General features: G+C 44.3%; 14 protein-coding genes. 13 read left to right on the top strand and 1 reads right to left on the bottom strand.

The window, feature by feature from the left end; translation table 11 throughout:
* Nucleotides 1-32: 32 nt before the first annotated feature.
* The 12 genes from ACLCDV_RS18820 to ACLCDV_RS18765 all read left to right on the top strand — a co-directional run bounded on the left by ACLCDV_RS18820 (nucleotide 33) and on the right by ACLCDV_RS18765 (nucleotide 25,068).
* Nucleotides 33-3,470, top strand: coding sequence for a TonB-dependent receptor (locus ACLCDV_RS18820; protein ID WP_411971947.1), 3,438 nt, complete (start codon nucleotides 33-35; stop codon nucleotides 3,468-3,470).
* A gap of 11 nt (nucleotides 3,471-3,481) precedes the next feature.
* Nucleotides 3,482-5,107, top strand: coding sequence for a RagB/SusD family nutrient uptake outer membrane protein (locus tag ACLCDV_RS18815; protein ID WP_411971946.1), 1,626 nt, complete (start codon nucleotides 3,482-3,484; stop codon nucleotides 5,105-5,107).
* Nucleotides 5,108-5,181: 74 nt separating this feature from the next.
* Entirely contained in the window at nucleotides 5,182-6,324 is a 1,143-nt protein-coding gene (locus ACLCDV_RS18810) for a SusE domain-containing protein (protein ID WP_075993610.1), read from the top strand.
* A 13-nt stretch (nucleotides 6,325-6,337) separates the two neighbouring features.
* On the top strand, nucleotides 6,338-7,462 hold the full coding sequence (locus ACLCDV_RS18805; protein ID WP_411971945.1) for a glycoside hydrolase family 76 protein: 1,125 nt from the start codon (nucleotides 6,338-6,340) through the stop codon (nucleotides 7,460-7,462).
* Between the two features lie 67 nt (nucleotides 7,463-7,529).
* Complete coding sequence (locus tag ACLCDV_RS18800) at nucleotides 7,530-8,714, top strand: glycoside hydrolase family 76 protein (RefSeq protein WP_411971944.1); 1,185 nt, start codon at nucleotides 7,530-7,532, stop codon at nucleotides 8,712-8,714.
* Nucleotides 8,715-8,886: 172 nt separating this feature from the next.
* Nucleotides 8,887-12,789 (top strand): ATP-binding protein, encoded by a 3,903-nt coding sequence (locus tag ACLCDV_RS18795; RefSeq protein WP_317664940.1) that lies wholly within the window; start codon nucleotides 8,887-8,889, stop codon nucleotides 12,787-12,789.
* A gap of 149 nt (nucleotides 12,790-12,938) precedes the next feature.
* Entirely contained in the window at nucleotides 12,939-15,515 is a 2,577-nt protein-coding gene (locus ACLCDV_RS18790) for a hypothetical protein (protein WP_411971943.1), read from the top strand.
* 199 nt (nucleotides 15,516-15,714) lie between these two features.
* Nucleotides 15,715-18,699 carry a SusC/RagA family TonB-linked outer membrane protein gene (locus ACLCDV_RS18785; RefSeq protein ID WP_411971942.1) on the top strand — a complete coding sequence of 995 codons (2,985 nt, stop codon included), beginning with the start codon at nucleotides 15,715-15,717 and terminating at the stop codon, nucleotides 18,697-18,699.
* A gap of 32 nt (nucleotides 18,700-18,731) precedes the next feature.
* Entirely contained in the window at nucleotides 18,732-20,297 is a 1,566-nt protein-coding gene (locus ACLCDV_RS18780) for a RagB/SusD family nutrient uptake outer membrane protein (RefSeq protein WP_317664946.1), read from the top strand.
* 111 nt (nucleotides 20,298-20,408) lie between these two features.
* On the top strand, nucleotides 20,409-21,461 hold the full coding sequence (locus ACLCDV_RS18775; protein WP_411971941.1) for a DUF5111 domain-containing protein: 1,053 nt from the start codon (nucleotides 20,409-20,411) through the stop codon (nucleotides 21,459-21,461).
* 36 nt (nucleotides 21,462-21,497) lie between these two features.
* Complete coding sequence (locus tag ACLCDV_RS18770; protein WP_411971940.1) at nucleotides 21,498-22,520, top strand: arabinogalactan endo-beta-1,4-galactanase; 1,023 nt, start codon at nucleotides 21,498-21,500, stop codon at nucleotides 22,518-22,520.
* 64 nt (nucleotides 22,521-22,584) lie between these two features.
* Nucleotides 22,585-25,068 (top strand): DUF4982 domain-containing protein, encoded by a 2,484-nt coding sequence (locus tag ACLCDV_RS18765; RefSeq protein WP_411971939.1) that lies wholly within the window; start codon nucleotides 22,585-22,587, stop codon nucleotides 25,066-25,068.
* Between the two features lie 306 nt (nucleotides 25,069-25,374).
* On the opposite strand, the gene ACLCDV_RS18760 is transcribed toward ACLCDV_RS18765, so the two are convergent.
* Nucleotides 25,375-25,542, bottom strand: coding sequence for a hypothetical protein (locus ACLCDV_RS18760; protein ID WP_411971938.1), 168 nt, complete (start codon nucleotides 25,540-25,542; stop codon nucleotides 25,375-25,377).
* A 19-nt stretch (nucleotides 25,543-25,561) separates the two neighbouring features.
* On the opposite strand from ACLCDV_RS18760, the gene ACLCDV_RS18755 reads away from it, so the two are divergent.
* Complete coding sequence (locus ACLCDV_RS18755; RefSeq protein WP_411971937.1) at nucleotides 25,562-25,729, top strand: hypothetical protein; 168 nt, start codon at nucleotides 25,562-25,564, stop codon at nucleotides 25,727-25,729.
* Nucleotides 25,730-25,806 lie beyond the last annotated feature (77 nt).

Here is a 25,806-nt window from a genome sequence, read left to right as displayed (position 1 = left end):
CGACGCGAATACACTGCAAATAAACCTTACAAATGTATCAAAATTATATCAGAAAAAAGGAGATAGCGTATCTGCTATTCCGTAAACTATGGCTTATTATGCGATTGACAACCATAATTATCTTGGTTACTTTTATGCAGGTTAGCGCTACCACCTTTGCACAAAAGGTAACATTAGAATACTCCAACATGAGCCTTAAGAAAATATTTAGGGAACTCAAATCTCAGACGGGATACAATTTTCTGTACACGGAACGGCAGATGGTAAACGCGAAGCCTGTTGACATAAAAGTTAGGGATCGTCAATTGTCGGATGTATTGGACCAGATCTTTAAAGATCAGCCCTTGTCTTACCAGTTGGATAATAAGACTGTGGTCATTTATGATAAGCCAAAAGCTTCCATAAAGTCCGTACCGATGGAGTTTACGATGATCCCAAATCAAGTCCCTGTAAAGGGACGTGTGACCAATGAACGTGGCGAACCGCTCGCAAATGTCTCTGTACGGGTCAAAGGAAATGAATCTATAGGTACTACCACCAATAGTGATGGTATGTTTACCCTCACAAATCTCTCACCCAAAGCAACCTTGGTATTTTCCTCTGTTGGTTATGATGCGTTGAGCGGAGAACTGTCTTCCCTGCGGACCGATGGATCGGGGCAGCTCAATGTGATCATGAAAAATAGCAACAGTCAGCTCGAAGAAGTTATCGTAATCGGCTATGGTACCACGACACGTCAGCGTGTTGTCGGGGCTGTTGACCAGATCAGTGCGAAGACTTTCGAAAACCGACCTGTAGGCAATGTAACGCAAGCCCTTCAAGGAGCCTCCCCCAGTTTGACCATCCAACAGAAAAGCATGGACCCCAATGATAATTCGATGAATATCAATATTCGTGGGATATCTACCATAAACAGTAATGCGCCGCTGGTGGTGATCGATGGAATTATTACAGAAGGCGGAACACTCAATAAGATCAATCCGGATGACATCGAAACAGTGTCGGTATTGAAAGACGCAGGTTCTACGGCTATATACGGTTCGAGGTCCGCAAATGGCGTTATTTTGGTAACCACCAAAAGAGGACGCCAAAACCAGCGGCCAGCGGTGACTGTCGGCACCCAGTGGGGTGTGCAAGAACCTAAGATTTTATTTTCACCTGTTGCAGGGTATGAAAATGCGACCCTTCGTAATCTTGCACTGACCAACTCAGGAATGGACCCACAGTTTTCACCTGAGGCTATTGCAGACTTATATGCCCATCAGGATATCGAGCGGTGGAACTTGCCGGAAATCATGAAAAACTCTTTCCAGCAAAAATATAATATCAGTGTGGCCGGCGGTGGAGATAAAAGTTCCTACTTATTTTCCGGCGGCTTTTACAATCAGCCCAGCAACTTTGTCGGACAGGACTTTGGTATTAAGCGGTACAATCTGCGGAGTAACCTCAGTACAGAGATCGGACGTTTTAAATTGACCTCAATCTTAGCCTATACCCGCAACAACAACATGAGCAACACGGCCGGAAGTGCCATTATCAATGCTTCCAGACTTCCGCCTTATTACTACTATCGCATGCAGGCTGATAATGGAAAATATCTTGTCAACAATGCACTGACAGATCAAAATCCTTTGGCCGAACTGAATGAGGGCGGCTATATTAAAAACGATAACGACTATTTCAATATCAACCTGAATCTCGAAGCAAAACTGTTTGAAGGTTTAAAACTGCGTGGTATCTTCGGAGCGGACATCTATGCAGATCACCGTTTTATCCGTAGAATCCAGGTGCCATTATATTCCAGTCCAGATGCCACGCAAGCACAGGTCTACGTCAATTCAGACCGCAATACCGAAGATTTTAACGAAAAAGCTTCGTTGTTAAACTTTCAACTGCTCCTGGATTATGACCGAAATTTTGGCAGTCATCATGTATCAGGTCTGTTTGGAGCATCCAACGAATCCTATACACGCCGACAAAACGAACTGAAAATGAAATTTACTGATCCTGTTCTCGGCACACCTACGACAGGGACAGTTATTGATCCCGTGAGTGCCCGTGTGACACCAAATGGGACACTGCAAAATAGTATCAATTCGATCTTCGGTCGTGCCGGATACGACTTTGCAAGTAAGTATTTTGCCGAATTTAGCTTTCGCTACGATGGGTCTTCTAAGTTCTCGAAAGCTAATCGCTGGGGCTTCTTTCCTTCGGGATCCCTCGGATGGCGGGCATCCGACGAAGTATTTATGAATTGGTATAAACAACATGTCGGTAGCCTAAAAATCAGATCTACCTATGGTGTTCTTGGCAATCAGGCCGTAGACGACTATGCGTATTATTTTACCTATGAATCCTATCAGAACAGCTATGGATTTAACAACAAACCTGTTTCTGCTGCGGGATTTAATTATGCCAGCCTGGATCTACGCTGGGAGAAAACCTATAATTTCAATGTTGGGTTGGACGCCACCTTCTTTCATGATAAATTAACGGCCAGTTTCGATTATTTTAAAAAGCGTACAGTTGATATCTTGATGTCGCCACAAATACCTTCCACCTTCGGAACCTCCCTAAAGAACCAGAATTTAGGTGAAATGAACAATGAGGGATGGGAAATCAACCTTAGCTACCGTGCTACAACAGGCGATTTCCACCATACGATCAATGCGAATATGGGCGATAGTCACAATAAGATTATTGCGATGCCCGGCGATGACCGTATTTCGACAGTCGATAACATTACTAAGTTGACGCGTGTTGGGCTACCCTATAATTCCTATTATGGGTACAAGATGGCCGGATTCTTTCAAAATATAACGGATATTGAAACTTCGGCCTTGCCGAGCGGTATTACGGCAGCAGATCTGCGCCCCGGCGATGTAAAGTATGTCGACCGCAATAACGATGGAATTATTGATGCACGCGACCGCTTTGTGTTGGGCAATGGTTTCCCCCGGTTTACATTTGGTCTTACCTATAACCTGAATTATAAAGATTTTGATTTTAGTATGTTCTGGCAAGGGGTAGGCAAGCGCGATATGATGATCCGGGGAGAATTGATCGAACCGTTTCATCAGAATTATTCCTATACCATTTATCAGCATCAACTCGATTACTGGACGCCGACCAATATTGATGGACGCTGGCCCCGACTGACTGCAAATGGATCAACAGCATCGACCAACAATTTTGGGAAAGATTCTGATCTCTATCTTTTCAACGGGAAATACGCTCGATTGAAAAATATACAGGTAGGTTATTCGTTACCCAAAGAAGTAGTGTCGAAATTGGGATTGCAGCGTGTTCGCTTTTTCATCAATGCCCAAAACCTGCTGACTTTGAGCAAAAACTCCTGGATAGATCCCGAATCCTCCGAATTTGATTCTAACATGGGTGGTTCGGCCAATAGTGCCCGCAATTATCCGACGTTGAAATACTATGGCGGTGGATTAAATATTCAATTCTAACCTTTTATGTAATGAAACTATATAAGATACTTATAGGAGGCTTGAGTTTAATAGCAATTCTCCAATTAACATCCTGTAATAAGTTGGATACGCTGCCAACAGACCGTTTTACCGATGAAAATTTTTGGGACTATCCAGAAAACTCCGAAAAAATGGTCAATATGGCCTATAATCAGCTGTATTCAGCAGATCGTATGTGGAATGATGAAGCCCTGAGTGATAATATTTTTGAGGGGCGCTCAAACACAGACCAGCGCGCAATTCGTAATGGAACCGCCGATCCAACACTGGGCCGTTTTGGGGCAGAGTGGTCCGATCTCTATGGCGGTATTAAGACCTGCCATGTCTATCTGGAGAATGTAGAGCGTGTACCCGGAATGGATGCGGCACTCAAAAAACGCCGTATCGCCGAGGTACGCTTTATCCGTGCATTTCTCTATTTTAGACTTGTTAATTTCTATGGCGCTGTGCCTTTCTTCACGAAAGATATCTCACTGGAAGAGTCTAAAACTCTTCCTCGGACAGAAAAAGCGACTATTATGGCCTTTATTCATCAAGAGTTGGATCAATGTATGGCCGATCTACCGAACAGAGATGCTTTACCGGTAGACGACCGTGGCCGGATTACCAAGGGGGCCGCTTCAGCCTTTCAAGCCCGGGCATACCTCTATGAAAGCAACTGGAATAAAGTATTGGAGTACTGTGAAAATCTGATGAAAAAACAAACGGAATTTGGTACTTACGCTTTATTCCGCAGTTATCCGGAGTTGTTTACTGCAGCCAATGAATATAATTCAGAGGTTATTCTGGATTATGCCTATGTACCTTTATTAAAAACGTGGAATAAGTTATATGATGCAGCACCGATCTCTGCACAAGCACGTTTAAACGGTTATGCACCATTACAAAGTCTGGTCGATAACTATTTGACACTGGGCGGAAATACCATTGCTACGGATCCGCAATATAACGACAATAATCCCTATGTCAACCGCGATCCACGTATGGCCGCAACCATCGTTTTTCATGGTGGACAATGGACTGATTTTGACGGTACAACACGCAAGATCTTTATCAAACCCGGCTCTGGTACAACAGATAAGGAACGCCTCGACGAATATCAGGGCGCAAGTGCCAACGCTTCCGCCACAGGGTATTACGTAAAGAAATACTACGATGTAACAGCAACGGTAAAATACGATGCCGGATTGAACATCATCATGTTTCGGTACGCCGATATCTTATTGATGTATGCAGAAGCAAAAGAAGCACTGGGACAACTCAATGCAGCAGTATGGGATATGACGATCAGACCTATTCGTCAGCGGGCTGGTTTTGAAGCATCAAAAGCATTGGACTTTCCGACTACCGGGGATCTGAAAACAATTGTCCGAAATGAGCGGCGAAGTGAGCTCGCTCTTGAGGGATTGCGTTACTATGATATCATGCGCTGGAAAGCTGGTAAAACCTATTTGGACGGCCAGGTATTGGGTGCTAAATATGGTGGTAACAATAGTAATATCAAACTGGATATCCGCCGGTTTGATGAAAGTAGAGATTATCTCTGGTCGATACCACGAACCCAGATCGATCTAAATAAAAATTTATTGCCTAACAATCAGGGCTACTCAAACTAAATTTAATTAAAAAACTAGCGCAAACGGCGCATTAAAAAAATGTACGTTTCGAACCATAAATTAATGATATAGACATGAAATGGTATTTTAAAGTTATAGCAATGGTCGCATTGGCTGCGAGCATCGTTTCCTGTAAAAAAGACGATATGAAATACGCCGACGCAGAGGTGTCGGCTGTTGAGAACCTATATGCCCCTGCAGATGGAAAAGCTGTCAAATTATTAAGCTCCAGTTCCGCCGCGCTCTATTTTGAATGGGAGTCGGCATTGGTGGCCGACGGTGGGGCAGCGCAATATGAAGTTGTTTTTGATAAGCTTGATGGCGATTTCAGCAAACCTCTTTATACAGTCACGTCGGATAATAATGGAAACTCAAACGGCGCCAATATTAGTCACAAAATATTGAATCAGGTAGCAACGAAAGCTGGGATTAACCCTGGTGAGAGCGGCGATGTGATCTGGTCCGTATATGCTATCCGTGGAATGAAACGGGTATTGAGCAAAGCAAAGAAAGTGTTGAATATCAAAACACTGGAAGGCTTTGCGGAGATCCCCGATGAATTATTTATCACTGGAGAGGCGACTGAGGGTGGAACAGATGTTGCCGCATCTTTACCTTTTAAATTGGTAGGTAATGGTGAATATGAGATCTTTACAAAATTGGAAGCCGGAAAAAAATACACCTTTACGGATCGCAAGTCTGCTGAGGGGCGTGTTTTCTATTCGGAAGATCAAACCAAAATAAAAGAAGGTGAAACCGGAAGTAACAGCATTGCCAAGACGGCAGTATATCGTATTCGAATTGATTTCAATGTGGCAGCAGTTACTTACACAGAGATCAAAAACATGGGCGTTTATTTTTCTCCGTCCGGAGCTGTGGTGTTGGATCTACCTTATCAAGGTAAGGGAATTTGGTCTGCAACTGGTATCATCAATTTTAAACAGGAAAGTTGGGGCCGTGACCAACGGTATAAGTTCCAAATGGAAACCGTCAAGGCCGGAAAGGCTGAGACCTTACAGCTGGGAACTCAAAACGGGACGGACAGTCCTCCCAATAGTTCATCAGCTCCTTCTTATTATTTCGTCCGAATATTGCCCAATCTTTCACAGTGGGACGATAAATGGAAATTTGCGGATGCAGTAGACGGCCATCCAACAAAAATATCGATGATTTTACAAGGCGACAAAGACTATACGCATACTGTCGTACCAAATTAAAGGAGGAGACCCCATGAATAAAATGATTATACTGTCATCCCTATTGTTTCTACTCTTAGGATGCACCAAGATTGAGGACAGCTACCCCTATGACGACACTGTACAGGAAAGCTGGACAACTATTGCAACGCAGGTTTCCGATAAGATGATTGCCGGATTCTGGAATGAGTCCGGGTATTTTAACAATGCGATCAATCAATCCGATCTGGGATTTCAATATTGGCCCAATGCACATGCGATGGATGTTGTTATCGATGCCTATCTACGAACGAAGGACAGCAGATATAGCACCTATTTCAGCAAATGGTTTGAAGGTGTGAAGATCAAAAATGGCAATACCTATTATAACGTATTCTATGATGACATGGAATGGAATGCACTGACCATATTGCGCTTATATGAAATTACCAAGGATCAAAAATACCTCGACACGGTATTGCTTTTATGGACAGATATTGCTGGCGCATGGGATGAGCAATATGCAGGCGGTGGATTGGCTTGGAAGAAAGATATGCGCTATAGCAAAAATGCTTGCTCGAATGGGCCAGCTAGTATTCTGGCAGCTAGACTATATCGTTTGACAAAAGATGAAAACTATCTGACCTGGGCCAAGAAGATCTACGAATGGCAAAAAGCAACACTGTACAATCCGTCAACGGGCGCTGTTTATGACAATATTAATGGTCAGACAGGTAATGTGGATATGACAACACTGACTTATAATCAAGGGACGTTCCTTGGTACCGCAGTGGAGCTTTTTAAGATTACTAAAGATCAGCTTTATCTGGTTGATGCGCAAAAAATTAGTTATTACACAATCACACGTTGTATCGATGGCGGGAATAATATTTTGCGCGACGAGGGAAGCGGCGACGGCGCATTGTTTAAAGGGATATTTATACGATATTTTGTAGACTATTTAAATCAGGAAGGAATTGATGCAGCCTACCGCAGTAAGTTTGAGAAATTTTTGGTCAATAATGGTAAAATTGCCTGGACCAAGGGAACAAGTCTACCGACGCTGTTCTTTGGTCCGTCCTGGGCCCAACCACCTATTGGCAACAGTGAAATCACTGCCTATGCAAGTGCTGCGATGCTTTTTGAAGGATTAGCAAGCTATGAAAATAAATTAAAATAATGGAATGAACACAAAGAAGCCTTCGTGACCCAAAAGGTTTCGACGGCTTCTTAAAATACATATGCTGATGAGACAAATCACTAAGATAACGACGACTGTGCTGCTGTCGGGTTTATGCTATTTAACAGGCTATGGGCAATTCAATAAAGGACAGTCTGCCGAACGTGCCCAAAGAACGTTAGCTATTATTTACGCTAAGTATGGAAATACCAAAAATCAACTGTTGACTGAGAAATATCCCTTCGACGAAACCTTTAAAGCGGACTATCTTGATAATCCCGAACAGGCAGCCGGGCAAAAGAAATATGCTTACCTATGGCCCTTCTCGGGGAGCTTTTCCGCTGTAAACACATTGATGGAACTCCCAAAGAACAAAGCGCTTTACCAAAAGATCTTAGACCAACGCGTGCTGCCGGGATTAATGGAATATAGGGATCATTCCAGAGAGCCCGTTGGTTATGCGTCCTATATCAATTCTGCTCCGGCATCAGACCGGTTTTATGATGATAACGTCTGGTTGGGTATTGACTTTACCGATAGTTATCTGCAGACAAAAAAGGTCGATTATCTTAAGTATGCGAAAGAGATCTGGGCTTTTGTAAAAAGCGGCGCGGATGACAAGCTCGGTGGTGGAATCTATTGGTGTGAACAGAAAAAGGAATCTAAAAATACCTGTTCCAATGCTCCTGCGGCAGTATTTGCACTAAAGCTCTTTGAAGCTACTAAAGAGGGGGACTATCTGAATGAAGCACGACAACTCTATGACTGGACAAAGGCAGGTCTGCAAGACCCAACGGATAAACTCTATTGGGATAATATTCAGCTCAATGGAAATATTGGTAAGGCCAAGTATTCCTATAATTCCGGACAGATGTTGCAAGCAGCAGCGTTGCTTTACAAGCTTACCAAGGAAAAAAAATATCTGATCGATGCCCAAGAGCTAGCAAAAGCTTGTTTAGCGTATTTTTTTCAGACCACGGACCAAGATACTTTTCCAATGTTAAAGAATAGTAATTTATGGTTCCATGCTGTAATGATGAGGGGATATATCAGTTTATTGGAACAGGACGGAAATAGAACCTATATTGATATTTTTGCGAAAAACCTAGACCGTGCATGGTATAAGATGAGGGATCAGGACGGACTGTTTGATGTCGACTGGACTTTGGAGAAAAAGCAAAAGTCCAAGTGGCTGTTAGATCAATGCGCTTTTGTGGAGATGTATGCACGTTTGGCAAAACTGGGATATTAATTCATGTATTAATTTGCTGACGACGATAGGAGAGGCGCGACCAAATTCGATTGCTTCCATCGCGCGGTTATTCAACTCCTGTTACAGGATGCTATTTCCGCTTGGGGCGATTGATTGAATAAGTGGTATTCCATTTGAAATAATTAAGTTTGTGGTATAGCGCTTATAAAAAATGCAATCTCTTTATTTCTATTGGTTACTTGTCTGTTCCTTCGTGGGTACGGCTGTTTTCGGGCAATCGCTGGATTATCCCTCTTTTCGCAATATTTCCTTGGGAACGAATGCAAATACAGTCCACTCTTTTGCACAGGATAGCTTGGGGATGCTTTGGCTCGGAAGTAACAATGGGTTATTTAATTATGATGGCTATGCACTACAGCCGCTCACGGGGACCAAATCTCCTTTTCAGACGTTCGTTTACTGTATTGCGCTGATCGATAATAAACATTTCGCATTGGGGACAGGGCAGGGAGTGCTGCTCTATAACTATCAGTACGACCGATTTGAATCTTTTCCGACAGGGGGACCTGGAGATGTCAGGTCTTTGCTCCTTGTTGGCGACACCTTGTGGATAGGTTCAATAAGTGGTTTGTATTGCTATAATACCAAGACACGTAAACTTATCGATTATCAGAATTCTTTTCCAAAGAACAAATCGAAAACGGCCGTGTATGCACTGGAAAAGGTGGGCGATAGAATCTTAATCGGTACGTATAATGGACTTTTTGAATTAAATCCATCAAAAAAAGATATTGTTCCTCTACCGCTCCCAGATTATAGGCCGGGGAGTAATCAATTTGTGAATTCTATATTTTCTATTCCGGAATCTGCAAGTACCTATGTGGGAACTGAATATGGCTTGTATCGCTATAATACGAAGAACCATACACTTCAGAAAACTCCGGTATTACAAAATCATCCCATCAAAGCGATGGCTTCCAAAGATTCCAACACCTTGCTTGTCGGTACGGATGATGGTCTTTTTACGTATCAGCTGGATCAGCAGTTGGTCAAACGGATCAAACATGATTCCCGGAATAGAAACTCGCTGGCCAATAACATCGTGTGGAGTATCTTTAAGGATCGGTCGGAAAATATCTGGCTGGGTACAGACCTGGGATTTTCCTTATGGTCCAACCGTAAGGTGGAAAAAATACTGCCGATCTATCAATTGACTGCGAGCAGCGACGGCAACCGTTTTTATAAAATTAACAGGGATCGCAATGGCTGGTATTGGCTGGGCGGCGATAATGGTTTGATCCGTGTACGTGGGCTGGACGACAAAAATACGGAAAGCAGCTGGTACCGTATGGATGCCAAGACCTATCGTCTGGCACACAACCGTATCCGGGATATATTTGAGGATCATGCGGGATTGGTGTGGATAGCCTCAGACGGCGGCGTCAATGTGTTTGATGCGCATACGAAACAGTTTAAAACCTTTACAATTGTCGATGCCAGTGGAAGACGAAATGCGAAATGGTCGTACGACATCTTACAAGATGGACAGGATAATCTCTGGGTGGCCTCCTATATGGGGGGAATATTTGTCGTCAGCCGAAGCCGTTTATTGGAGGCGACGGGCCCGGTCATAGCAAGCCGTAATTTCAGTAAAGCTGACGGTCTTCTGGAAGATTTTTCCAATCAGATCGTTGACAATGGTAGGGGGAAGATCTTGGCGCTGTTCTATAATAAGGGGATCAGTAGCATTGATGTGGCCACAGGGAAAATAACGGAACTTAAAGACAGCGCTGGGCATGCATTGGATCAGGCGACCTTTATGCTGAAGGATGGGCAGCATACGGTGTGGGTAGGGGAACATGGCGAATTGAGGCGTATTGCTCCAGACGGGAAAAATACATTGGTTCGTTTTGATCCTGTTGGTAAAGGAGAAGTAACTGCCATGGCCGAGGTCAAAGAAAGCATCTGGCTGGCAACAAGTACTGGGGTATGGCAGGTTAATAAGCAGAGTTTAAAAACTGAATTGTTAAGATACGGACAAAGGATATCCTCAATGTACTACGATGCCGAGCGGGAACAAGTGGTGCTGGGAGGAATTGATGAGGTGGTCCTGTTGCCCGCGCAAAATGAGCTAGCGGATCTGGATGGTTCCAAAAAGATTGTGCTCACCGCAATGTATGTCAATAATGAACGTTTCGGTAATTACGACTATGGCTTACGGTATAAAAACGAGATCACTTTGGCGCATGATCAGAATAACCTCCGGCTTGAATTTTCCGATTTGGATTATGGAAATCATTTGGGCTATCGCCTAGCTTATGCTTTTAAAGGGAAAAATGAAACCTGGATTCCGATGGAACGGGGTGATAACAAAGTGCTCCTGTCCAACTTAAGTTCGGGTAACTACAACCTTCAGTTGGCTAAAGTGGATGTCGCCGGTCATGTTGTGTCGGAGATTTATACCTACCATATTCAGATCCGTTATCCATGGTATGCAAGCTATTGGGCTAAAGCTGCTTACGTCCTCATTGTTATTTTCCTGCTATTTTGGGTCGTCAATTTTTTCAGGGTTCGCAGTACACTAAAATGGGAAAGACGCGAACGGAGAAAGGTACTTGAGCTCACAAAGATGAAAATGGACTTCCTGACAGCTGTGTCGCATGAGCTGAAAACCCCGTTAAGCCTAATTCTGGCCCCTGTCAGCCAAATGATGCGGCAGACAAAGAACAGTGACAAAAAGAAGCAGCTGGATGGTGTTCATCGAAATGCCTTAAAAATCAGTCATCTCATCCAGGAATTGATGACTTTTGATCAGGTCGAGCAGCAACAGACGCCCTTGCAGGGCCTGCTTACCTCTCAGATGGATCTGGTCGCCTATAGCAGACAAATTATAGCTGACTGGCAGCAGGTGCCTGAGTACAGTACCGTCCATATTGACTTTGTTACCGATGTAGAGAGCTTTTTTATACAGACCGATGTAGCCAAACTGGGATCGATTCTCAACAATCTCATCGCTAATGCCTGTAAGTATAATCGTCCGGAGGGTAGCGTGGAACTGCAGCTGAAAGTAATTGGTCCGGATGTCAAGCTTATCGTTCGGGATACAGGAATTGGTATAGCACCCGAAGACCTGCCTTATGTCTTCAGCAAATTCTATCGTTCTTCCCTGAAAGAAGTGAGTGCTGTACAGGGGACGGGCGTTGGTCTGTACCTGGTCAAAAGTTATTGTGAGCAGTTGGGCTGGAGCGTTGATATAGCGAGCGATCAAAAGGGCACAGCGGTAACGCTTAGTTGGAAACATGACCATGTAAACGATAAGGATGAGACCGATAGCATACCGGTAGGGGCTAAACGAAAACTACTGATCGTCGAAGATAATGCCGAACTCGCTGATTTTTTACGAAATGCCATGCAGCCACATTACGATTGCCGCATTGTGAGTGATGGTAGCGAGGGCTTACGCTTGATCGACGGACATACTTTTGTGCCCGACATTATTCTCACTGATGCCATGATGCCCAATATGGGGGGGATTGAAATGGTGAAAAAACTACGACAAAATATCGTGACGGCAACCATTCCGATCATTTTGCTGACAGCACAAAACGATGAGCTGATCAGACGCGAGTGGGTTGCCGTCGGCATAGATGCTTATATGGCGAAACCTTTTGATCTGGACTTGCTCCAGATACAGCTATTGCAGCTCTTGGATAGGAAAGATAAGATTGTCGCTCAATTGCGTATCGACGAAATCAGTAAACCCACAGAAGCAATAGCTGTACATTCACCGGATGAAAAATTTCTGACCAATGTGACACAGCTGATCGAAGAAAATTTAGACGATTCGGAATTTTCGGTGCAGCGGCTCAGTGAGCTCACGGATGTCGCCGCCAGACAACTCCATCGTAAAATTAAGCAACTAACAGGCTATACACCGGTGGAGTATATACGCAGCATTCGTATCAAGAAAGCAGCATTGTTATTACAGCAAAAAAAGTTTACCGTTTCCGAGGTGATGTATATGGTCGGATTCTCCAATGCTTCTTATTTCTCAAAATGTTTTCAATCGGAATTTGGGATGTCACCAAAGGTATATATGGAGGGTTATTTGTAAATAATTGATTGTTAGTGCTGTTTGTTGTTTTGGGTGGTTGGGAATGTCCAATTTGTGTTGTTCTTTGTCCGATATGTGGCTTTAAAAAATAATCACGTTTGATAGGTTTGTAAGAGTAATAACCAAAAAATTATAAATCGATACAATCCATGCGTGTAATTATTTTATGCTGCTTTGCTCTCTTGGGCTATGTCAATTCTTACGCTCAATCGAAGGCGATTAAAAAGGTTCCTACAGTTTTTGTCGACCGTGAAGGTGTCATGCGCTGGTCCGACTCCAAAGCTGAAGCTTCATTTTATGGCGTCAATTATACCGTTCCTTTTGCCCATGCCTTTCGGGCTTTACACGATAAAGGCATTGATCGAAAGCGGGCTATTGATCGGGACGTTTATCACTTCGCCCGTTTGGGATATAACGCTTATCGTATCCATATTTGGGATGTAGAAATCTCCGATAAAAATGGTAACCTGATCAGCAATGAACACCTTGATCTACTGGATTATCTACTTTTTAAACTTCAGGAAAGGGGAATTAGGATCCTGATTACGGGAATGACCAATTTTGGTAATGGTTATCCTGAAAGAAATATAAATACAGATGCATTTACGTATCATTATGATAAGTGTGCGGTTCATGCTAATCCACAGGCGATAGCTGCTCAAGAAAAATACATTACCCAGTTACTTCATCATGTCAACCCGTATACCGGAAATGCTTATCAGACGGACCCTTACATCATAGGCTTTGAAATAAATAATGAACCTTGCCATACAGGTGCCATTCAGACGACGTCGGACTATATCGGTCGAATGGTGAATGCCATGAAGAAAAGCGGGAATAAAAAACCGATTTTCTACAATGTAAGTCATAATATGGAACATGTTAAGGCTTATTTTGATGCTGATATACAAGGCACAACTTATCAATGGTATCCTGTGGGACTGGTTGCTGGACGGGAACGTCAGGGGAATTTTCTTCCTTACATTGATCAGTACGACATCCCTTTTTCAAACTTGAAAGGCTTCGCCAACAAAGCGAAAGCAGTTTACGAATATGATCCTGCTGATAATCTCTACAGCTATATGCATCCCGCGATGAGCCGCACATTTCGTTCGGCGGGATTTCAGTGGATCACTCAGTTTGCTTACGATCCGATGGATATTGCAGCCTACAATACCGAATATCAGACACATTATCTCAATTTGGCTTATACACCGGCAAAAGCACTGAGTACCATGATTGCTGCAGAGGTGGCTTATACGATACCGAGAAATAAAAAGTTTGAACAGTACCCTCAAGACACCCTATTTGGCGATTTTAGCGTTAGTTATGAGCAGGATCTCTCCCTCATGAATGCGCAGGATAAGTATTTTTACACCGATAATACGACGGTAAGGCCTTTAAATCCAGTGAAATTGCAACATATTGCCGGTCATGGCTCATCACCTGTGGTGGAGTACGGTGGATCTGGTGCTTATTTTTTAGATCGACTGGAAGATGGTGTATGGCGTTTGGAGGTTATGCCGGATGCAGAAAAAATCGCTGATCCTTTTGCCAAGCCATCGCTCGATCGGGAGGTGGTACATATCCTGTATCGATCACAGATGATCGATATTCGGATTCCTGATCTAGGCGATCTGTTTACCGTCCGGTCACTGTTAGGGAAAAACAACAGCGATGAAGCTATTTCAGTCACTAAAACAAGTTTTAGTGTTAAGCCTGGCGTATATCTGTTAAAGCGTAAGAATCTCCAGCTGAAAAATAGCTGGCTAGCTTCCTCGCCCTGGAAAAATGGCCATTTGGGCGAATATTACGCGCCAAAAACGGAAGCGCTGAAGCAGCCTTTATTGATACACCAGCAGCCCGAAGTATTGGAAAAAGGGCGCTCTACCAAATTGCAGTTCCGTTATGTTTTTGAAAAACAGCCCGATTCCATTATTCTACAAACGGATCAGGTTTCGTTTTGGAAAGATCATAATCCCTACATCAAGCTGATCTCCACAGATAACTGTACCTATGAAGCGGACATCCCGGCATCCTTATTAGTCGGCAATGAATTGAAATATACAGCTACTGTGTTTGTGGGTGGTGAAAAAATTACTTACCCAGACAATCAGACTGGAGCCCCACTGGAATGGAATTATCGCGTCAATAGTTATTGGACCGTGGGCTTATATGAGCAGCGTGCGCCTATAGGGCTTTTTGAATCCTTCTCCAAAGTCTCTTCTTTGGAAACTTTCGCTATTCCGGAAACGGCTTACATGACTGCGCAACGGGAGCATCATGATCTCAGTAAAGTTCCTTTTTGGACGTATACCTTTCATGCCAAGGATTCGGGGGTACAGTATTTTTGGGTAAAAGATATCAAATCGACAATTGCTGAACGGCCTGCGGGTATCGCTGCTGCCACAAAGCTCTGTATACTCTTGAAACATGAGGGCGGGAATCCGCTACTGAATGCTGGGTTTGTGACAAAAAAAGGGTATACCTATGTGGATAATATAGCTATTGAGACATCGGGCGAATCTTTGATCCGTATGGATCTAGCCGACTTAAAGCTTGTGCCTACGGCTTTGCTACCTGCTCCTTATCCTGTTTTTCTTGAACGTTTTTTTAAGCCCACGATTCCGGTTCAATTTGACAAAAGGGAGATCGAAAAACTAATCGTTTCAGGCGAAAAGATGGAAGGGGTGGCACTATCCATAGCTGCGATATGGCTCGAATAGCGATCAGCTGCTCAATGCCACCGATTAGTAGGGCATGGATAATAATCCGTCAGGCTGTAAGGATCAAGGTTTGTAGCAGGGTGATCCCCTAAAAAAACGCCGTCGTTTTTTTAGGGGAAGGCTTAACAAAGTGATAAGGAGTACAAACAATATAATAAAGGGAAAGAAAACAATTATAAACACATCTAAATTTTAAACAATGAAGGGTTTTGCATTTAAAACAAGTTTATTGGGCTTGTCCTTGCTATCCTGTCTTGGGGAAACGCAGCTTTATGCTGCAACGAAGGGGGAAAGCAAGTGGATCGGGTCGATGCAACAACAGGATGTCCGTGGGGTGGTCCGCAACGAGCAAGGGCAGGTGATGGCAGGTGTAACAGTATTGGTGGCCGGAACTACGGTGGGCACTTCAACAGCGAGTGATGGCTCGTACCGTATCTCATTGCCCAAGGGTAAATCCCAGCTTCTATTCTCTGTTGTAGGCTACAGTAGCCAAACCTTGACGGTTGTAGGGGGAACATCCGTGGATGTCAGCATGGTGCCTGCGGGAAATGTGCTGGAAGAGCTCGTCATCGTAGGTTATGGTAGTACAACAAAAAAGGATCTAACCGGTGCCGTAAATACGGTCGGAAGCAAGGATTTCAACAGTGGACTTGTCGGCTCTCCCGAACAGCTGATCAATGGAAAAACAGCTGGTGTGCAGGTGATGTCCAACAGCGGTTCACCTTCTTCCGGGAGTACGATACGGATCCGTGGAGGAGCCTCCTTGAGTGCCAGCAACGATCCATTGATCGTATTGGATGGGGTACCGCTAGAGACTGGTGGTATTAGCGGCAATAGTGGCAATTTTCTCAGTCTGATCAATCCGAATGATATCGAAAGCATGACGGTGCTCAAAGATGCATCATCGACCGCAATATATGGATCCCGAGCGTCAAACGGGGTATTATTGATTACAACAAAGAAGGGTAAAGGAGATGCCTTGCGACTTTCTTTTTCTTCAATCGTGTCCATGCAGCAGGCTATGGGAGTGGCTGATATGATGTCGCGCGACGAGTTTGCCTCGCTGATCAACACCAAAGGAAGCACTGCCCAAAAGGCTTTACTGGGCAATGCCTCAACAGATTGGCTGTCTGAGGTTTTTCAGGATGCCATCGGAACGGATAATAATTTAAGTCTACAGGGAAAGATCGGTAAAACCTTGCCTTTTCGTACATCGGTGGGCTATTATAATCAGCAAGGGACTTTGCGGACCGACAAAACGGAGCGCGTGACGGGCGCTTTGGTGTTAAATCCCACTTTTTTTAATAAACACCTGACCGTAAATTTAAATGTTAAAGGTGCCCATAACAACAACGGTTTTGCCAATACCGATGCGATATGGTCTGCTGTAGCGTTTAATCCAACGCAACCGATTTATTCTGGGGCAGATGCGTATGGCGGCTATTACGAGAGTTTGGATAATGCGGGCCTTCCGGCAACAGGTGCAAACCTCAATCCACTGGGATTGCTCAAGCAGGAAAAACACCGTAGCACAGTCAATAGAGCCGTGGGTAACCTTGACCTCGATTATAAATTCCATCCGCTGCCTGAATTGAAAGCGCACGTAACACTCGGATATGACTATGCCAAAGGGAATGGATCGAATCTTATTCCGGCAAGTGCGGCCAATAATTTTACGATTGGAGGCGCTTTTGACCGTTATGAACAGACGCTTAAAAATAAATTGTTTACAGGCTATCTAAACTATAACAAGTTCTTCCCGGAAATTAAAAGTACAATTGATGTGACAGCAGGTCACGATTATCAATATTGGAGTGCCCGACGGCCACCTATAGTATACTACAACGAAGCTGGTGATATACGCTCGACTGCTATTGCATCTGACGAAAGACATACCCTGATTTCCTGGTACGGACGGATCAATTACAATTACGATAGCCGTTATTTATTGACCGCTACGGTCCGTAAGGATGGAACTTCCCGGTTCAGTCCCGAAAACCGCTGGGGGACATTTCCCTCAGTCGCCTTGGCCTGGCGTCTTTCGCAGGAGTCTTTCATGAAAGGAATCTCTTTCCTGGACGATCTAAAGCTCCGTGCGAGTTACGGTGTTACAGGGCAGCAGGAGGGAATCGGAAATTACGAATATTTGCCGGTATACAATTTGGGAACAGCCTATGCACAGTATCGTTTCGGCGATCAGTACCATCTGGTGTATAGACCATCGGTTTACAATCGGGACTTACGCTGGGAAACGACCAAAGCATTTAACTACGGCCTGGATTTCGCTTTGTGGAAAAACAGGGTGTCTGGTGCAATTGACTATTACACAAGAAAAACGCATGATCTATTGGCCAATGTGCCTGTAGCCGCAGGAACCAATTTTGACCAGAATGCGACTATTAACGTAGGTAATGTCGAAAGCAGTGGCTTCGAATTTCAACTGAATACCGTACCTATACAAAAGGATGATTTGCGCTGGGAAGTCAATTTCAATGCGACTAATCAACATACAAAAGTGACCAATATAGCTCTGGTGCAGGATGCGAATGCCGTGGGAACTTATGTGGGACCGAATGTCAGTGGTCGTGGTATCCAGATTCTGACAACGGGGTATCAGCCTTACATGTTTTATGTCTACAAACAGTTGTACAATGAGGCTGGCAAGCCGCTCGAAGGTGTATATGCGGATCTGAATGGTGATGGAGCGATCAACGAAAAAGACTTGTACCGCTATCAATCGCCGGCAGCAAAATGGCTCTTTGGTTTCAATACGCAGTTAACCTACAAAAAATGGACAGCAGCAACGACACTACGTGCAAATCTGGGTAACTACGTATTCAATAATACCAAAATGAACCTCAGTGCTTGGGAGACAGTTCAATATGTCGATGCGTCGATCAATAACTTACATCGGGATTACTTGAATACCCAATTCCAGACCAGACAATATTATTCGGATTATTATGTCGAAAATGCGTCCTTCCTTCGGATGGAAAACCTGTCGGTGAACTATAATTTTGGTCCGGTGGGTAAGATTTCCAATCTACGTGTGGGTGCAGTAGCTCAGAACGTTTTTATTGTGAGCAAATATAGCGGTATGGACCCTGAGGTTCCGAGTGGCTTCGACAGCTCGTTCTACCCACGCTCAAGAACTTTCTCCCTGAGTCTCAATATGGATTTTTAATGGCTACCTCAAAAAAGAAAACTTATATAGCGATGAAAAATATAAAAAGATATTGTTTTGGATTGTTGGGTATAATCGCATTGCTGCAATCCTGTACAAAGGACTTAAACCAGTATCCTACTGTAGAAACGACTTCGGAGTCGGTATACACCTCTGTGGATGGTTACAGGGCTGTGCTTGCTAAATTGTATGCCTCATTTGCCGTTGCGGGCAATGGACGTGGTGATGCCGATCCGGATATGGCGGGCAGCACGGCTTCTTGGGGGTACCTTCGGGTGTATTTTAACTTACAGGAGGTACCGACTGATGAGGTGATCTATACATGGGCAGGAGGCGACAATATGACCGATATCCAGTATATGACCTGGGGAGCTTCCGATACCTGGGTCAATGCCATGTATTATCGGATCTATTATACGGTAGCTATCTGTAATGAATTTCTACGGAATGCAACAACAGAAAAGCTGGCGACTTTTAATTCGGCCGGGCAGGCACAAATTTTGGAGTTTGCAGCCGAAGCGCGTTTTCTGCGTGCATTGGCCTATAGTCATGCAATGGACCTTTATGGGAACGTTCCTTTTGTGACTGAAAAGGATCCGGTAGCTGCATTTTTTCCACCACGGATGACACGGGCTGATCTCTTTGCATTTATTGAAAAAGAATTGACAGAAATCGAAACGATCTTACCGGAAGCACGTCAAAATGAGTATGGCCGGGTAAGCCGTGCCGCTGCCTGGTCCCTATTGGCCAAAAATTATCTGAATGCTCAAGTTTATACGGGCACAGCACGTAATGCCGAATGCCTGAACTATGCGAAAAAAGTGATTGATGCTGGATATTCCTTAAATGCGAACTATAAGCAGGTATTTAATGCTGATAATGATAAACGGACCAATGAAATTATTTTCCCGATAGAGGCCGATGTAGCGCATACAACGACATGGGGTGCGACAACGTATCTTGTCAACGGCCCTATTGTTGGAAGCATGAAATCATCGGATTACGGTGTGCTTTCCGGCTGGAATAGTTTTCGTACACTTCGCGAATTTGTGGCACTCTTTCAGGCGGAAGACAAAAGAGGTGATTTTTGGAAAAACGGCCAGTCCCTGGATGTCGAAGATCCCGCTGCCTCGAGTCAGGGATATGGGCTTGTTAAGTTTACAAATTTGAAAGATGATGGTACCTATACCACAGATGAAGGTTTGGTGAGTACTGATTTCCCGATGATCCGCCTGGCCGACGTGTATCTAATGTATGCTGAGGCTGTACTGCGCGGGGGCGGAGGAAGTGTACAGGAAGCGATCAGGTTGGTAAACAGTATCCGTCAGCGGGGATATGGCAGTTCGGCCGGAGCCATTGACCAGGCGCAGCTAACACTGGATTTTATCCTTGCAGAACGCGGGCGTGAACTGTTTTGGGAGTGTACGCGTCGCACAGACCTGATTCGATTTGGGAAATTTACCGGTAGCAATTACCTCTGGCAATGGAAAGGCGGTGACATGAACGGCCGCTCTGTGGATGCAAAATTCAATCTGTATCCGATTCCAACCACTGATATGAGCGCTAACCCGAATTTGATCCAAAATCCTGGCTACTAGCGACGACTGGCATTAATAACTAAATCTATGGGGATATCCTGCTATTTGAGCACATATGCTGCGGAGAGTATCCGGGTATTCCCATATGGACTTTTAAAGATAATGATACATATGAAACAATTGACACTCTATATCCTGGTGTTGCTTTTCGTTGCCTGTAAAAAGGAGGGTGGGACACCGGCTGTCAGTGGGATAAAACCTGCGGTATTGTACAGCAGTACAACAGAACTGGTCTTAAAATCTACTGACCGCAAGGCGGTGGCCCTGCAGCTTGTCTGGGATGAGGCGATTTTGGCTAGCGATGAACCAGTGGCTCAGTCGGCTTTAAAAAATAAAATAGAAATTGCTGCTGATCCATCTTTTTCTGCTGTCTCCAAAAGTATCGAACAGGTAGCAAGCTCGCTCAGCTATACGCATGAACAATTGAATAACCTTGTCACGGGAATGGGATTTTTGCCTGATGAAAAGAATGTGTTTTATGTCCGTATTGCTTCACGATTGGGAACCAATACAGATTGGCTCTACAGCAATGTGATTGCCCTTAATGTTACCGCTTACCAGCCCGTTGAGGATGCTGCCTATCTCTATCTGTCAAATAAAGAGTTTACGCAATTTCCATGGAAATTGTGTTCGAGAAAGGAAGATGGTTTTTACGATGGTTTTGTGCGTCTCGACCAATGGTACAACTTCTATTTAACCAATGAGGAAAGCGCGAGTGCATCGCTCATCTATGGTTCTTATCCCCTGGATGGTAGCCAATATATCTTGTATAGCGGAGCTGATCGCTGGAATTGCTGGACGAGTAAAGGTGGATACTTATACTTGACAGCCGATGTCAACAAATTGGCCTGGAAAGAGACTTCCGTAGAATCCATGACGGTAACGGGCGATTTTAATGGTTGGAGTGCAACAGCAACACCAATGGTATATGACCAGACGGCGAAGGTTTGGAAAGCAAGCATCACGACAACGGCAGCCGAACAATGGGGAATTAAGGTATTGATCAATGGCAGCTGGACTTGGTTTTTTGGCGCAGCAGAGGGCGATGGAAACTGTGCCTTGTATACGGCCGATGGAACTGGCTTCGCTTATGATAAGATCGGTACACATACATTGATTCTTGATCTAAGCGATCCAAAACAATTCAAATATCATGTGGAATAAAATAGATAGGGACGGGTTCTTAAATGAAATAATCGGATGAAAAAAGTAAAAATAATGTTGGCCCTGATAGGCTTGTGTTTGGGCTTGTCTGGCTGCAACGACAAAGATAATCTTAAGGTGGATGTACCTAAAACACATTTGGCAAAAGGTGCGGACGTGAGCTGGATTACTGAAATGGAAGCCTCAGGTGTGCAATTTTTTAATGCAGGAGGCAGCGCAGTGGATGGGCTGAAAATCTTGCGTGGGCTGGGCATGGATGCGGTACGTCTGCGTGTTTGGGTAGATCCCCAACAAGGCTGGTGCAACAAGAATGACGTACTGGTCAAAGCTCGTCGGGCGCATCATCTTGGCATGCGTATTATGGTGGATTTTCATTACAGTGACACCTGGGCGGATCCGGGACAGCAGATAAAGCCTGCCGCATGGAAGGGCTTATCGTTTGATGGGTTAAAGAAGGCTGTTAGTGATCATACAACGGAGGTTCTTCAATTGCTAAAAGATAGTGGTATCTCGCCTGAATGGGTGCAGGTAGGTAATGAAACGGGCAATGGGATGCTTTGGGAAGATGGAAAAGCCTCTGTCAGTATGGCTAATTATGCCACATTGAATAATGCCGGCTATGATGCGGTAAAAGCGGTGTTTCCGGCGGCAAAAGTGATCGTACATCTGCATAATGGATTTGACAATAACTTGTTTCGTTGGATGTTCGACGGTCTGAAAAACAACGGTGGGAAATGGGATGTAATTGGCATGTCACTTTATCCGACCCCGGAAAACTGGGAAGAGCGCAATGCGGCCTGCATCAGCAACATCAACGATATGGTTGCCCGATACAATTCAGAAGTGATGATCTGCGAGGTGGGGATGAGCTGGGATGAAGCAGATAGTGCTGAAATATGGTTAAAGGATCTTTTCAACGCGGTCAATAGTGTGCCCGATCAGAAAGTACTGGGTATATTCTATTGGGAGCCTTTGGCGTATGGTGGGTGGAATGGCTATACCCTAGGCGCATTTGACAATAATGGGCGCCCAACAAAAGCATTGAATGCTTTTAAATAAAGTATATTTAAGCCGCTGAATGACAATGAAAAAAATGAACTGTAGACTATAAACACATGAATTGATGATGAGATTATTACTGCGTACAACTTATTTTTTGTTTCTTTTATTCCTACTTGTTCCGGGCAATTCGTGCGGACAGTCTACACGCCAATCCTTCCTGTTGGAGAAAAACTGGCGTTTTTTTCAGGGTGAGGTTGTTCATGGAGAATCAGTAACATTGGATGATAAGGCCTGGAAAAAGGTCACTGTACCGCATGATTGGGCTATTTTCGGGCCCTTTGACCGGTCACACGATCTGCAGGATGTTGCGGTGACACAGAATGGAGAGAAAAAGGCAACAGTAAAAACGGGCCGTACTGGCGGTTTGCCTTATGTGGGGGTGGGTTGGTATCGTACCAAATTTGATATTCCACAATTCAATCCCTTCAATAAACGCGTGGTCCTGAAATTTGATGGTGCAATGAGTGAAGCCCGGGTCTATGTCAATGGAAAGGAAGCCTGCTTTTGGCCCTATGGTTACAATGCTTTTTATTGTGATGTGACCGAATTGCTACATCCGGACGGGATGAATAATACAGTTGCTGTGCGGTTGGAAAATAAAGCGCAGTCATCACGCTGGTATCCCGGTGCTGGACTTTATCGCAATGTGCATGTAATCGTGACGGAGAAGATCCATGTACCTGTTTGGGGCACGTATATCACGACGCCTTTTGTATCGGACAGTCTAGCCTCAGTTAAGCTTGAAACCAGTTTAAAGAATGCCGATGGCAAGTTGGTACGAATGGTAACTGCGATTTTGGATGCGGCGGGGCAGGTGGTTGCGCAGAAGGAAAACCAACAAAAACTAAATTATGGCAAGCCTTTCGTGCAAAATCTTGAAGTGCTAAACCCTGCCCTCTGGAGCCCCGAACATCCAAATCTGTATCGGGCCTCCACGCAAGTATTTGTAGACGGCAAATTGACAGACAGTTTTGAAACCCGTTTTGGGATTCGGGAGGTTCGTATTATTGCCGACCGGGGATTTATGTTAAATGGAAAAATCCGAAAGTTTCAGGGTGTATGTAATCATCACGATCTTGGACCATTGGGGGCTGCAATCAATGTTTCGGCTCTTCGTTATCAATTGGAATTACTCAAAGATATGGGCTGCGATGCCATTCGTACGGCACATAATATGCCGGCTCCGGAATTAGTTGCCTTATGTGACGAATTGGGCTTTATGCTGATGATTGAACCTTTTGACGAATGGGATATTGCGAAATGTAAAAATGGATATCATCGATTTTTTGCGGATTGGGCCGAACGGGATATGGTCAACATGATTCGTCATTTTAGAAATAACCCTGCTGTCGTGATGTGGAGCATTGGAAATGAAGTGCCCACACAATGCAGTGCTGAAGGCTATAAAGTAGCTTCGTTTTTACAGGATATATGCCATCGTGAGGATCCGTCCCGACCAGTGACCTGCGGTATGGATCAGGTAAGCTGTGTGCTGGAAAATGGTTTTGCTAGTCTGTTGGATGTTCCGGGATTAAACTATCGCGCGCACCGTTACGAAGAGGCGTATGCCCGATTACCCCAAAATCTAGTGTTGGGTTCGGAAACGGCATCAACAGTGAGCTCAAGGGGCGTTTATAAATTTCCGGTGCTAAAAAAAGGTGATATGTTGTATTCCGATCATCAGTCGTCTTCTTACGATATGGAATATTGCTCTTGGTCCAACCTTCCGGATGAGGATTTTGCCTTGGCGGAAGATCATCATTGGACCATGGGGCAATTTGTCTGGACAGGCTTTGATTATCTTGGCGAACCTTCCCCTTACGATACAGATGCCTGGCCCAACCATAGTTCCATGTTCGGTATTATTGATCTGGCGAGCATTCCCAAAGACCGTTATTATCTGTACCGAAGTTTATGGAATAGAAATGAGCATACCCTGCATATACTTCCACATTGGACATGGCCTGAGCGTGTGGGAAAAGAAACCCCTGTCTTCGTGTACACAGATTATCCAAGTGCCGAACTTTTTATCAATGGGAAAAGTCAGGGAATACAGCGCAAGAGTAAGGCTTCTTCACAGGAGCGTTACCGCCTCATGTGGATGAATACGGTATACGAACCCGGAGAAGTCAAAGTCGTAGCTTACGATGAATCTGGAAAACCAGCGGCCGAAAAAATAATCCGTATGGCGGGAAAACCCTTCAGGATTGAAATGGATGCAGTTCATGATTCCATTTCTGCTGATGGCCGTGCATTAGCCTACATCCGTGTCAAAGCAGTGGACAAAGCGGGGAACCTCTGCCCACGGGCCGCAGAACTGATCCAATTTGACGTAGTTGGCGATGGTACATTTAAAGCCTTGGCTAACGGTGATCCAACCAATCTGGAGGCTTTTCATAAACCGCAGATGCATTTATTCAATGGACAGCTTACCTTGATTGTTCAGGCAGGCGAAAAATCGGGAAAGATTCAGATCAAGGCGAAATGCAGAGGTTTAAAAGAGGGGGTATTAACTGTACAGACCGTAAATTCTAAAACGTTTTGACCGTAATAATATATACTTATATGAGCTCCCGATAATCGTATTAATCTTGGCCAAAATAGGATTATTCTTGGTCCGTGCTTGGATAATTACATCGAAGTATTGATAGCCGTAAAAAGAATAAAGATGGAGCAACTTAGTCGCTGCTCCATCTTTATGTAAATAGTCTGGTAGGATCTTATTTGTCTCTCACACAACGGATGGCCAATTGACCATTTTGGTGATAAGGTTGCATCGTAATGTCACTATTGGTAATGATCACTGCGGTTGTTGCGGCTCCACCACCGGCCGTAGTAGCCCAATATCCTCCTATTGCACCTTAGGGAAAGTTTTGCCCTGTGCAACGGCTACAGCAACAAAGGTATAGGCTCCTGCAGGCAAATTGATATTCCAGCTGGCGCCAGCCGAATAGCTGAGCTGGCCTGACGCACCTTTGTAATTACCGGCAGCGTCATAGGTTACTATTTTTAGAAGCACCGAATTGGAGTTTTGCGCAATGGCCTTTCTCAACTTTTCGACAAAAAATATTTCGGAATATACCTTTGTGACAATACGGGCGGTACAGGTCCGTAAAAATAGGCTGCGAAAGAAATTCGATATCCCTTCGGATGTGGATTTCAATAATTGGATGCGTGAGCTGGTGGATAAAGCAGACCAAATCTAGGCCCGAAACTAACGCTAATACCCCTATTTTACTGTTCTTTTTATATCTTGCAGCGATTTTTGTAACGATAAATCTAT

The sequence above is a fragment of the Sphingobacterium sp. Lzh-3 genome, from assembly GCF_046764375.1.
In the GTDB taxonomy this organism is placed as follows: domain Bacteria; phylum Bacteroidota; class Bacteroidia; order Sphingobacteriales; family Sphingobacteriaceae; genus Sphingobacterium.
This window is presented reverse-complemented; position numbering and strand designations above follow the sequence as displayed.